The 12805-nt window shown below is 67.3% G+C and carries 10 protein-coding genes; 4 read left to right on the plus strand and 6 right to left on the minus strand.

The genetic code is table 11. The features are described 5' to 3' along the window. Positions 1-2: 2 nt before the first annotated feature. The 6 genes from CFB49_RS05840 to CFB49_RS05865 form a co-directional block, all read right to left on the minus strand. Complete coding sequence (locus CFB49_RS05840; RefSeq protein ID WP_089490874.1) at positions 3-3116, minus strand: MdtB/MuxB family multidrug efflux RND transporter permease subunit; 3114 nt, start codon at positions 3114-3116, stop codon at positions 3-5. 15 nt (positions 3117-3131) lie between these two features. Then, entirely contained in the window at positions 3132-4496 is a 1365-nt protein-coding gene (locus CFB49_RS05845; protein ID WP_089490875.1) for an MdtA/MuxA family multidrug efflux RND transporter periplasmic adaptor subunit, read from the minus strand. A gap of 254 nt (positions 4497-4750) precedes the next feature. Then, a complete protein-coding gene (locus CFB49_RS05850; RefSeq protein WP_069617035.1) occupies positions 4751-5575 on the minus strand; it encodes an IclR family transcriptional regulator in 825 nt (274 codons plus the stop codon). A gap of 615 nt (positions 5576-6190) precedes the next feature. Continuing rightward, positions 6191-8152: a PhoX family protein gene (locus CFB49_RS05855; protein ID WP_069617036.1), complete on the minus strand. Its 1962-nt coding sequence runs from the start codon at positions 8150-8152 to the stop codon at positions 6191-6193. Positions 8153-8342: 190 nt separating this feature from the next. Further along, positions 8343-9536 (minus strand): ammonium transporter, encoded by a 1194-nt coding sequence (locus CFB49_RS05860; RefSeq protein WP_089490876.1) that lies wholly within the window; start codon positions 9534-9536, stop codon positions 8343-8345. 252 nt (positions 9537-9788) lie between these two features. After that, a complete protein-coding gene (locus tag CFB49_RS05865) occupies positions 9789-10124 on the minus strand; it encodes a hypothetical protein (RefSeq protein WP_089434767.1) in 336 nt (111 codons plus the stop codon). 195 nt (positions 10125-10319) lie between these two features. On the opposite strand from CFB49_RS05865, the gene CFB49_RS05870 reads away from it, so the two are divergent. The 4 genes from CFB49_RS05870 to CFB49_RS05885 all read left to right on the plus strand — a co-directional run bounded on the left by CFB49_RS05870 (position 10320) and on the right by CFB49_RS05885 (position 12794). Continuing rightward, positions 10320-10748, plus strand: coding sequence for a hypothetical protein (locus tag CFB49_RS05870; protein ID WP_089490877.1), 429 nt, complete (start codon positions 10320-10322; stop codon positions 10746-10748). A gap of 90 nt (positions 10749-10838) precedes the next feature. Next, positions 10839-11294, plus strand: coding sequence for an Rrf2 family transcriptional regulator (locus CFB49_RS05875; protein WP_069617040.1), 456 nt, complete (start codon positions 10839-10841; stop codon positions 11292-11294). A 154-nt stretch (positions 11295-11448) separates the two neighbouring features. Further along, positions 11449-12090, plus strand: a complete 642-nt coding sequence (locus CFB49_RS05880; protein WP_089490878.1) for an NAD(P)-dependent oxidoreductase — start codon at positions 11449-11451, stop codon at positions 12088-12090. A 233-nt stretch (positions 12091-12323) separates the two neighbouring features. Then, positions 12324-12794 carry an Lrp/AsnC family transcriptional regulator gene (locus CFB49_RS05885; RefSeq protein WP_006484401.1) on the plus strand — a complete coding sequence of 157 codons (471 nt, stop codon included), beginning with the start codon at positions 12324-12326 and terminating at the stop codon, positions 12792-12794. Positions 12795-12805: the final 11 nt, after the last annotated feature.

Genomic DNA, 12805 nt, shown 5'->3' on the forward strand with positions numbered 1-12805 from the left:
GCTTACGCATCCGTGCGCGTACCGGCTTGCGGGCCGTGCCGTTCGAACCAGCCGCGCACGCGGCGCGCGAGCGAGTCGAAGCCGAGGTAGATCACGGGCGTCGTAAACAGCGTCAGCACCTGCGACACGATCAGGCCGCCGGCGATCGCGATCCCGAGCGGCTGGCGCAACTCGGAGCCCGCGCCGGAGCCGACGATCAGCGGCACCGCGCCGAGCAGCGCGGCGAGCGTCGTCATCAGGATCGGGCGGAAGCGCAGCAGGCACGCCTGGTAGATCGCCTCGCGCGGCGGCTTGCCTTCGACGCGTTCGGCCTCGAGCGCGAAGTCGATCATCATGATCGCGTTCTTCTTCACGATGCCGATCAGCAGCACGATGCCGATGATCCCGATGATGTCGAGGTCGTGCCCGGTGATCATCAGCGCGAGCAGCGCGCCGACGCCGGCCGACGGCAGCGTCGACAGGATCGTGATCGGGTGGATGTAGCTCTCGTACAGCACGCCGAGCACGATGTACATCGTGACGACCGCCGCGAGGATCAGGAACAGCTGGTTCGACAGCGACGCCTGGAACGCGAGCGCCGCGCCCTGGAAGCGCGTCTGGAAAGAGCCGGGCAGGCCGATGTCCTTCTCGGCGGCCTCGATCGCCTTGACGGCTTCGCCGAGCGACGCGCCCGGCGCGAGGTTGAACGAGATCGTCGTCGACGGGAACTGCGACAGGTGCGCGACCAGCAGCGGCGACGGCCGCTCGTGGAACGACGCGATCGACGACAGCGGCACCTGGCCGCCGCCGGCCGACGGCAGGTAGATATCGTTCAGCGATTGCGCATAGTGCTGCTCCTTCGGCTCCGACTCGAGAATCACACGGTACTGGTTCGACTGCGTGAAGATCGTCGACACGATGCGCTGGCCGAACGCGTCGTACAGCGCGTTGTCGACGGTCGCCGGCGTGATGCCGAAGCGCGCGGCGCTCGCGCGGTCGATCTCGATGTACACCGACTGGCCGTTGCTCTGCAGGTCGGTCGCGACGTCGGCGAGCGACGGCTCCTGCTGCAGCCGCGCGACGAGCTTCGGCACCCAGGTCGCGAATTCTTCCGAGTTCGGGCTCGTCAGCATGAACTGATACTGCGTCGGGCTGACCGTCGAGTCGATCGTCAGATCCTGCACCGGCTGCATGAACAGCGAAATGCCGGTGATGTTCGCGACGCGCCGCTGCAGGTCGCGGATGATCTGCGCGGCGGTTTCCTTGCGATCGTCGCGTGCCTTCAGGTTGATCAGCATCCGGCCGCTGTTCAGCGTGATGTTGCTGCCGTCCACGCCGATGAACGACGTGAGGCTGTCGATGTTCGGGTCCTTCAGGATCTCGGCCGCGAGCGCCTGCTGGCGTTCGGCCATCGCGCCGTACGAGATCGACTGCGGCGCCTGCGTGATCGCCTGGATCACGCCGGTGTCCTGCGCGGGGAAGAAGCCCTTCGGCACGTACACGTAGAGCAGGGCGGTCAGCCCGAGCGTCAGCAGCGCGACGACGAGCGTCGAGCGCTGGCGGTTCAGCACCCATTCGAGCGCGACCGCGTAGCGCGCGATCACCCAGTCGATCGCGCGGTGCACGCGCGCCTCGAAGCGGTGGCTCTCCGGCGGCGGCGAATGGCGCAGCAGCTTCGCGCACAGCATCGGCACGAGCGTGAGCGACACGATCGCCGAGATCACGATCGTCACCGCGAGCGTGATCGCGAATTCGTGGAAGAGGCGCCCGACCACGTCGCCCATGAACAGCAGCGGGATCAGCACCGCGATCAGCGACACCGTCAGCGAGATGATCGTGAAGCCGATCTGCCGCGAGCCCTTCAGCGCGGCCTCGAGCCCCGTCTCGCCTTCCTCGACGTAGCGCGCGATGTTCTCGATCATCACGATCGCGTCGTCGACGACGAAGCCGGTCGCGATCGTGAGCGCCATCAGCGACAGGTTGTTCAGCGAGAAGCCGGCCATGTACATCACCGCGAGCGTGCCGATCAGCGACAGCGGCACCGACAGGCTCGGGATGATCGTCGCGTAGACGTTCGCGAGGAACAGGTACATCACCAGCACGACGAGCGCGACCGCGAGCAGCAGCTCGAACTGCACGTCGCGCACGGCCGCGCGGATCATCGTCGTGCGGTCGGTGACGATCTCGACGTCGAGCGCGGCCGGCAGCGTCTCCTGCAGCTTCGGCAACTGCGCCTTGATCGCGTCGACGGTCGCGATCACGTTCGCGCCCGGCTGGCGCTGCACGTTCAGGATGATCGCCGGATCCGCATTCACCCACGCGCCGAGCTTGGTGTTCTCCGAGCCGGCGACGACCGTCGCGACGTCGGTCAGCATCACCGGGCGGCCGTTCTTGTACGCGACGACCGCGCTGTTGTACTGGTCGGCGCTCGTCAACTGGTCGTTCGCGTTGATCGTGTAAGCGCGCGTCGGGCCGTCGAAGTTGCCCTTCGGCGTGTTGACGTTCAGGTTCGAGATCGTCGTGCGCAGATCGTCGAGGTTCATCCCGTACTGCGCGAGCGCGGTCGGGTTCGCCTGGATCCGCACGGCCGGACGGTTGCCGCCCGACAGGCTGACGAGCCCGACGCCGGCGATCTGCGAGATCTTCATCGCGAGGCGCGTGTCGGCCAGATCCTGCACCTGCGTGAGCGGCAGCGTCTTCGACTTGACGGCGAGCGTCAGCACCGGCGCATCGGCCGGGTTCACCTTCGCGTAGATCGGCGGGGCCGGCAGGTCGGACGGCAGCAGGTTTCCGGCCGCGTTGATCGCGGCCTGCACTTCCTGCTCGGCGATGTCGAGCGGCAGGTCGAGCGAGAACTGCAGCGTGATCACCGACGCCCCGGCCGAGCTTTGCGACGACATCTGGTTCAGCGACGGCATCTGCCCGAACTGGCGTTCGAGCGGCGCGGTGACCGACGACGTCATCACCTCCGGGCTCGCGCCCGGGTAGAAGGTCTGAACCTGGATGGTCGGATAGTCGACCTCGGGCAGCGCGGCGAGCGGCAGGAAGCGCAGCGCGACAAGACCGGCCAGCATGATCGCCGCCATCAGGAGGGCGGTGCCGACCGGCCGGAGAATGAAGAGGCGGGATGGATTCATCGAGCGGCCCGCGCGTTACTGGGCCGCGGGGGCCGCGGCCTGCGACGCGCCGTGCTTGCGCCCGCCGTGACGGGCGGCCGCATCCGATGCGCCCGACGCCGCGCCGGCGCCGTGCGCGCCCGACGCGCCTTTCGGCTTGTCGGCCGGAATCGAGATCTTCGAGCCTTCGCGCAGGCGGTCCGAGCCGTCGGTCACCACGCGTTCGCCGAGCGCGACGCCGCTGACGATGCTCGTGCGTTCGCCGTCGACCGGCCCGATCGTGACCTTGCGCACCGTCACCGTGTTGTCGGGTTTCACGACATAGACGAACTGGCCGATCGAGCCTGTCAGCACGGCGGAGGTCGGCACGATCGTCGCGTTGCGTATCACGTCGACGAGCAGCCGCGTGTTCACGAACTGATTCGGGAACAGCATGCCCTCCTTGTTGTCGAAATTCGCGCGCAGCTTGACCGTGCCGGTGCTCGTGTCGATCTGGTTGTCGAGCGTCGCGAGCGCGCCCGTCTCGAGCGGCACCGTGTTGTTGCGGTTGTAGGCCGTGACCGACAGCTTCTGGCCCGCGTTCACTTGCTTGAGGATCTGCGGCAGGTTGTCTTCCGACGTCGTGAAGATCACGCTCATCGGCTGCAACTGCGTGATCACGACGATGCCGTTGGTGTCGCCCGGCGTCACGTAGTTGCCGGGGTCGACCTGGCGCAGGCCGACGCGGCCCGAGACCGGCGCCGTGATGCGCGCATACGTGAGATTGAGTTTCGCGGAATCGATCGCGGCCTGGTCGGTCTTCACCGCGCCTTCGTACTGCTTGACGAGCGACGCCTGCGTATCGACGGTTTGCGACGCGATCGAGTCCTGCGACAGCAGCGTCTGGTAGCGCTTCAGGTCGAGGCGGGCGGTCGCGAGCAGCGCCGCGTCGCGCGCATGCGTGCCTTCGGCGTTCTCGAGCGCGACCTGGTACGGGCGCGGGTCGATCTGCGCGAGCACGTCGCCCTTCTTGACGATCTGGCCTTCCTGGAACGACACCGACTGCAGGTAGCCCGACAGCTGCGTCTTCACCGTCACGTTCGCGAGCGGCGTGACGGTGCCGAGCGCGGACAGCACGATCGGCATCTCGCCCTGCGTCGCGGTCGCGACCTGCACGGGCTGCGGAACGTTCGCCATCGCGGCGGGGCCGCCGCGGCCGCGATGGCTACCCGCGGCGGCGCTGGCGCCCGCGCCTTTCGCCGTGCTGCCTGCCGCGGGCGTACGGTTCCACGGGTGCCACCACAACAGGCCGCCGATCACGACGACCGCGACGGTGCCGATCAGCAGCGTGCGGCGCGGGCGCCGGGCGACGGCGGGCGCGGGGTCTTTCGAAGGGGGCGTGGGCTTTTGTTCGTTATCCATCGTGTTCTGTCAGGAAGACGGCGCGGCGGGCCGGAAATCGGACTGCTGGCTGCGCGTGGGCGTGCGGGTGACGGGACGGGGCGGCCCGGCTCGGTCCGGGGCCCCGCCGATCCGCGCGGGAAAAGAGCGGTGCGCACCGCGAATGCGGCGCGACGATGGGCATGATCCTACGTGCCGTCCCCGTTACAGTCCAGCGGTCTATCTTTCAACGGGTTACGGTCGTTACACAACGCGACGGCGCAATGACGCAACGGTTACAGGCCGATGCGCCGGGCCGGCGCGCCGCCGATTTCGCGCGTGATTTTCGCGATGCATTCCTGCAGCGCGGGCACCACGTGTTGCTGCAGCCATTCGGGCGGACACTGGTGCGACGCGCCGCCGCAATTCACCGAATAGCGCTGGCCCGACGGGCCGACGAAACCGGCCGCGACCGCATTCAGGCCTTCGCGCCATTCGCCGATCGCGATCGCGTGGCCGTCGCGCATCGCTTCGTCGAGCGCGGGCGTCAGGCGGGCGGATACGTGCGGCCAGTCGTCGCCGGCCGTGGTGCGCAGCGACTCGAGCAACTGGCGGCGCTCGTCGTCCTCGAGCGCGGCGAGATACGCGCGGCCCACGGCCGTACGCGCGATGTCCATCCGCGAGCCGATCTCGAGGCGCGTGACGAGCACGGCCGAGCGCGGGCGGATCACGTCGATCGCGACCATGTCGAGCCGGTCGCGCACCGCGAGGTGCACGGACAGCGACGTGCGCTCGGCCAGCTCGATCATGAATGGCCGCGAACGCGCGCGGATGTCGAAGTTGCGCAGGAAGCCGTGGCTCAGTTCGAGCACCGACGCGGTCAGCACGAAGCGCTCGCTGTCGGGCAACTGGAACAGGAAGCCGGCGCTGACGAGCGTCGCGGTGATGCGCGAGACGGTCGGCTTCGGGATGCCGGTCAATTCGGTCAGTTCGCGGTTGCTGACGGGGGCGTCGGCAGCCGCGATGCGGCGCAGCACGGCGAGACCGCGGGCAAGGGCGGTGATCTCGTCGGGCGACGATTCACGGTCCCGCGACGCGGGAGAGGTTACAGTTGTCGACACGAGGGATTCTCTCTAATTCCGAAACTCGATTTCAATTTTGTTGGTATTGTAGGACTATTGTCAAAGGATGCATGTTCCGCGGGCGAACCGGTCATTGGATGAGATTTTACGGGTTCACCCTTGGTTTATTAGGAAAACGCTCAAAGGAGCATTGCCGGAAAGTGCATGAACCGGTGCAAATACCGCTTGACTTGTCGGGCGGAAACGGAAAGAATGTCTCACGTTTTCGAAACATCGTTTCAAGAGTTTAACCGGCAACGATGTTTCGCGCAGTCTCTCAGGTTCTAGCACGGCCCTCGGAATGGCTAGAACTTTTTTAGCGCCACGGTTTCCGTGGCGCTTTTTTTTGCCTGTCTTTCCGACCGTCCGCCCGGACGCGTCAGGCCCGTATTATCCCCCGATCGCCGCAAACGCCCCGTCCTGGGCGGTTTCGCGCCTCCTCGCACGCGCGATCTGCGCCGCCCGCACGATCTCCGCACGCAAAAAAAAGCGCGACGCCCGCAGTGGGCATCGCGCGTGAAACGGCGTGGAGCGCCGACGAATGAACGATGATGAAGAAAGGGGCCCGGTCGGGCGTGCCCGGCTGACGAGCCACGCCCCCTCGTGCGCGGCGGATCAGCCTTTCGCGAGCTTGATGCTGGTCTGCTCGGCCGTCAGGTAGCCGACGCTGGCGCCGAAGCGATCCTTGTAGTTCGCGCGCACGAGCGGATCGAGCGTCGGCTTGACCTTGTCGTGCAGCGGCGATTCCCAGTCGCCCACGTGCTGGAAGTTGCTCATGATGTACGTCCAGCCGTTGATCTCGTCGACCGCGTGCAGGCCCGTCGATTCGGCGCCGGCCGGGCACGACAGCACGCGCGAGAGCGACTTCGTGTCGACGTTGTAGGCCCACAGGAAGTTGTTCACGTGCATGCCCGAGTCTTCGCCGATGAACAGCGTGCGCAGCTTTTCGGAGAACTTCAGATTGTCCGGGTTCGCGATCTTGTCCGGGTTCGCGAGGTTGCCGAGCGCGTCGGCCGCGGCGAGATCCTCGCCGACCAGCGCGGCCGGCGCGCCCATGTCGACCGGCACCCATTCGCTGTCGATCGCGGCGCCCGTCGTGTCGCGCTGGCCGGCCTTCAGGTTCAGCGCATAGACCGCGCCCGCGGCGATCTTCTTGTCGACCGCGACGTCGCGCGACACCGCGTTGCCCTTGACCATCGACGTTTCGATCCGCGACATCGCCGTGTAGACGATCTTGTCCTTCGCGTTCACGGTCGTGCCTTCGAGCTTCGTGAACGCCATGCTGCCGCCGAGCAGCGCCGCGTAGCGGTGCGTCTCGAGGAAGGCGGCCGCCTTTTCCATCCCCGGCTTCACGCGCATCCAGTTGAACTTGCCGCCGAAATGGATCTTCGTGTAGCTCGCATCGTTCGGGTCGACGGTCGCGAGGTCCATGATGTCCGACGCCTTCAGCGTGTTCGCGAGCGCTTCGATCTCGCTGCTGGTCGCGTGGCCGATCCGGATCCACGTGAGCGTCGCGGTGCCCGCGCCCGCGGACGACGTCTGCGTCCACTTCGCGACGTACAGCGTGCCGGCCGACAGGTCGGCCGCCTTGTCGGCGACGAACATGAACAGGCCGCCGTTGGTGGCGTCGTCGCCCATCATCACCGTGCGCTGGTCCGGCATCACCTGGATCAGCTCGTGCGAGATGCGGCCGAGGCAGTAGTGCTTCTTCACGGTGCCGGTGCCGTCCGGATTCACGGTGATCTCGGGCAGGTGGCCGTAGTGGTAGGGGTTCGCCTTCGTCTCGTCGCCGAACGTGTTCTTGCTGAACGCCTTGAACTGCGCGTCGGTCGCGGCCTTCGTCGCGTCCGGCTCGTATTCCTCGCTCGACAGGTGCGTGCCCCACGGCGACAGGCTCGCGCCGCAGGTGATCCACAGGCCGTGCGCCTTCGACGTGTCGACGTTGTGGTACTTCACGACCTTCAGCGCACCGGTGGCCGGGTCCTGGTCGAGCGTGATCACCGCGATCGGCGACGGCAGCTGGCCGTACTGCGACGCGCTTGCCTGGTCGCGCGTCGTGTATTCGAACTGCACGACCGCGAACACCGCGTTGCCCTTCACGCCGGGCACGTTCGCGTTCTTCAGCGTCAGCAGCGAGCTGCCGTCCGGGCAGTCGGAATAGAACTGGCGTTCCTTGCCGGCGACCGAGCGATCGATGATCGGCTGGTTGTTGATGTCGTAGTAGCCGCCGGCGAGCGTCGTGCCGCCGTTGCCGTCCGGCACCATGTCACCCGTCACGAAGAACGGCTTGTACGCGAGCTTGAAGTTGCGCGACGAGCCGTCCGAGAACGACACCGCCAGCGTCGAGCCGACCGTCGTCGTGGCCATCGCGGCGGCGTTGTCGAGCGTCGGCGCGGCCATCGCCGAGAACGCCGCCGACGTATAGGCAGCGGCGACCGGCGCCGGCGTCGACGCGGGATCGTCGCCGCCGCAACCCGTCAGCAGGGCCGGCAGCGCGAGGCCGGAAAGGGGAAGCATCGGTGCGCCGGCGAGGATCTTCAGGGCCTGACGACGGGAAGCATTGGGCAACGCGGGCATGTGGAGTCCAGTTTCGGTTGTTGGAAGCATGGCCTTCGCGAAGCAGGCGAGCGGCAAGCTTCGTGAAGGCGGATTGAAAACTGGACCGAAGTGTAAGGACGCTAGATGAAAGTTTTTTGAATCGAAAACGTCATGACGCATCGGGCATCCGTCAGGTGCGCTGACGGACGCCGGTCGCAAGCGTTTGCGTTCAGTCGCGCTCGGGCGTGGCCGAGATGCGGTGGATCGACAGGTCCGCACCGTCGAATTCGGCTTCGCGATCGAGGCGCAGGCCGACGGTCGCCTTCAGCGCGCCGTAGACGAGCGTGCCGCCCGCGGTCGCGATCGCGATGCCGCCGAGCGTGCCGACGAGCTGCGACAGGAACGACACGCCGCCGAGACCGCCGAGCGCGGGCAGCCCGAACACGCCGGCCGCGAGGCCGCCGAGCGCGCCGCACATCCCGTGCAGCGGCCAGACGCCGAGCACGTCGTCGATGCGCCACCGGTTCTGCACGCAGGTGAACATCGCGACGAACAGCGCACCGGCCGCGGCGCCCGTGACGAGCGCGCCGATCGGGTGCATCACGTCGGAGCCCGCGCATACCGCGACGAGGCCCGCGAGCGGCCCGTTGTAGGTGAAGCCCGGGTCGTTGCGGCCGGCCATCCACGCGGCCAGCGTGCCGCCGATCATCGCCATCAGCGAGTTCACCGCGACGAGGCCGCTGATCTTGTCGAGCGTCTGCGCGCTCATCACGTTGAAGCCGAACCAGCCGACCGCGAGCACCCACGCGCCGAGCGCGAGGAACGGGATGTTCGACGGCGGGTGCGCGGCGATCCGGCCGTCCTTCGCATAGCGGCCGTGGCGCGCGCCGAGCAGCAGCACGGCCGGCAGCGCGACCCAGCCGCCGAACGCATGGACGACGACGGAGCCCGCGAAGTCGTGGAACGGCGCGCCGAACGCGTGCGTGAGCCAGGCCTGCACGCCGAAGCGCTCGTTCCACGCGATCCCTTCGAAAAACGGATAGATGAAGCCGACGATGATCAGCGTCGCGACGAGCTGCGGATTGAACTTCGCACGCTCGGCGATGCCGCCGGACACGATCGCCGGGATCGCCGCCGCGAACGTCAGCAGGAAGAAGAAGCGTACGAGCGCGTAGCCGTTGTGCTGCGACAGCGTCCCGATGTCGTCGAAGAATTCGACGCCATACGCGATCGTGTAGCCGATGAGGAAATACGCGAGCGTCGACACCGAGAAATCGACCAGGATCTTCACGAGCGCGTTGACCTGGTTCTTCTTGCGGACCGTGCCGAGCTCGAGAAATGCGAAGCCCGCGTGCATCGCGAGCACCATGACGGCGCCGATCAACAGGAACAGTGTGTCGACGCCGGATTTCAGACCATCCATGCCGTGGCTTCCTTGCGCAAAAAACGGGCGAGGAATGCAAGTATCGAGCCAACGTGGTGAATGACTGCGTGGAATTGGTGCCCGGATACCGCGGGATGGGGCATTCCGGTGAACCGTGCACGGAATCGGGGCGTGACCGACGCCGATCGCGGCGGGTGCCGGGTGCACGTACGTGGTGCGATACGTGCCGAACTGGTGCTTGCGACGAATGAGGCGGTGCGCGGCGGCGCGGACGCGCACCGATCTGGCGCGTCAGTGGCGCGCGAACAGCGTGGGCGGCCGGCGCAGCCGCAGCGCGCACGCGGACCAGTAGGCGGCGACAGTCGCCAGCCCGAGCGCGGCGAACGCGAGCGCGGCGAAGCTGGCGAGCGACTGGCCGTCGCCGTCGGCGCCGAGGATGCCTTGCGCGATGATCAGCGCGGCCGTCCAGAAACCGATCACGGCCTGCGTGAGCAGGCGCGCACAGGCGATGCGGCGCGGCCGCCCGGCTTCGGCGAGGCGGCGCGTCGACGGCGCGCGCAGGCACAGGAACAGGGTGGCCGCGAGCAGCGCGGCCAGGGCGATGAGCCAATCAACGAGGAAAGCCATGACGAGAAAAAGGGGCACGTACGAAGCGGATTGGAGCGTGCCCACTTTATAGGCGTGGCGCGTGCGATTGAATCAGACGAATCCGAAATTGAAAGGCATTTTTAATGGCGGGTCGTCATTGGGCCTGTTCCACAGGCGGTATCATCGACACCGGTCCAACCACGAGGTCGTGCCACGCGCGGCCGGAGATTGCTGATGAACATGAAGACATCGCGGGCGCGTCGCGCGCCCGGGTGCGTGCTGGCGGCCGTGGCCGCCGGTGCGCTGCTGTTGCTCGCGGGCTGCGAGAAGTCCGGCACGCCGGCCGCGCAATCCGATACGGCCGCGAGCGCGGCCGCCGACGCCGCGAACAATGCGGCCAAGGCGCTCGACCAGGTGGCGAGCACCGTCAATCAACAGATCAACGCGGCGAAGGCCGGCATCGCGTCCGCGGCGTCGGCCGTGCCGCCGTTGTCGGCGAGCGGCCTCGCGTCGGCCGCGCAGGCGCAGATCGACGCGGCGGCGTCCGCGGTCGTCGCGCATGCGGCTTCCGAAGCGGGCGCGAAGATCGCCGAAGCCGGCAAGAAACTCCAGCAGTGGAGCCAGCAGGGCGCCGCGGGGACGAAACCCGCGAGCGGCGAATGACGCGGGCTTGCACGATCCGCAAAATGTAATTATGATGGTTACAAATGTCGCCGGTTGCGGGTCGGGCCGGCGTCGCCGAGTGAGTCACGAATGAATACCAGCAGCCGGTTCGCGTTTGCCGTTCACGTGCTCGCCTTGCTGTCGATGCAGGAAGGCGTGCCGTTGTCGTCCGACATCATCGCGGGCAGCGTGAATACGAATCCGGCGCTGATTCGCCGGTTGTTGTCGATGCTGGCGGCCGCAGGGCTGACCACGTCGCAGCTCGGCGCGGGCGGCGGTGCGCTGCTGGCGCGCGAGCCCGGCGAGATCACGCTGCTCGACGTGTATCGCGCGGTCGACGATGCGCAACTGTTCGCGCTGCACCGCGAGGCGCCGAATCCCGCGTGTCTCGTCGGGCGGCACATCCAGGGCGTGCTGACCGGCTATATCGGCGACGCGCAGCGCGCGATGGAGGCGTCGCTCGCCACGCGCACGCTCGTCGACGTGACGGCCGACATGCTGGATCGGGAGCAGGGCACGCAACAGGCGGCGCGCATCGGCGGGTGACCGAGGGCGGGTGCCGGACGCGGTCACCCGGCGGCAGGCAGGAAGCCGGACGGCGCGCACGCGCGGCGATCGGCGCAACGGGGGCTTCGCCCCGTTTTTCTCGGTCTTATGTGTAATTGTTTGTGTTACATATTTTCAACTCTGGAGAATCGATATGACGCAACGTTCGTTGAATATCGCGCTGTTCGGCGCCACCGGCATGATCGGCTCGCGCATCGCGGCGGAAGCCGTGCGGCGCGGCCACCGCGTCACGGCGCTGTCGCGCCATCCGCGCGCATCCGTCGACGGCATCACCGCGAAGGCGGCCGACCTGTTCGACGCGGCCAGCATCGCGGCCGCGCTGCCGGGCCATGACGTCGTCGCGAGCGCGTGCGGCCCGAAGCAGGAAGATGCGGCGCAGGTCGTCGCGGCGGCGAAGGCGCTGGTCGCCGGCACGCGCCAGGCCGGTTTGAAGCGGCTCGTCGTGGTGGGCGGCGCCGGTTCGCTCGAAGTCGCGCCGGGCAAGCAGCTCGTCGACACCGAAGGTTTCCCGGACGCGTACAAGCCACACGCGCTCGCGCACCGCGATGCGCTCGACTACCTGAAGACGGTCGCCGATCTCGACTGGACCTTCTTCGCGCCGGCCGCGCTGATCGCGCCGGGCGAGCGCACGGGCACGTTCCGCACGGGCGTCGGCAAGCTGATCGTGGACGCGCAAGGCAACAGCAAGATCTCGGCGGAAGACTACGCGGTCGCGTTCGTCGACGCGCTCGAGCAGGACGGCTTCGTGCGCGAGATTGCGACCGCTGCGTATTGAGCGGCATGATGGCCGGCGGCGTGTGAGCGCCGGTCCGGGCGCGACGCGCAAGCCGCGGCACGCAACCATTTCAGGCGATTCCACCCGCGCAGGTGGCGTCGCCTGTTTCTTTGGGGCGGCGAGTGCGCGACGGATCGGTATTTACACCGGTCGACGCGCCGAGACAGTTTTCATATTGTTCCCCGTCGGGCAGGATGAATAGAATAAATTTCTATCGACGAGGGAATCGAGAAATGGACGCCATCGATCGCAAGCTGCTGGAGCTGCTGCAGGCGGATGCCACGCTGCCGATCGCGGAGCTGGCACAGCGCGTGAACCTGTCGCAGACGCCGTGCTGGAAGCGCGTGCAGCGGCTGAAGGAAACCGGCGCGATTCGCGCGCAGGTTGCGCTGTGCGATCCGCGCAAGCTCGGGGTCGGCACGACCGTGTTCGTCGCGATCCGCACGAACCAGCACACCGAGGAATGGGCGCAGCGCTTCACGCAGGCGGTGCGCGACATGCCGGAAGTCGTCGAGGTCTACCGGATGAGCGGCGAGACCGATTACCTGCTGCGCGTCGTCGTGGCCGGCATCGACGACTACGACCGCGTCTACAAGCAACTGATTCGCACGGTGCCGCTGTTCGACGTCAGTTCGTCGTTCGCGATGGAGCAGATCAAGTATTCGACCGCGCTGCCCGTGCGCGATCTGGCCGAGCCCGCCTGACGCTCACGCCG

Origin of the sequence: Burkholderia sp. AU17457 (assembly GCF_002223255.1) — a bacterium.
GTDB lineage: Bacteria > Pseudomonadota > Gammaproteobacteria > Burkholderiales > Burkholderiaceae > Burkholderia > Burkholderia sola.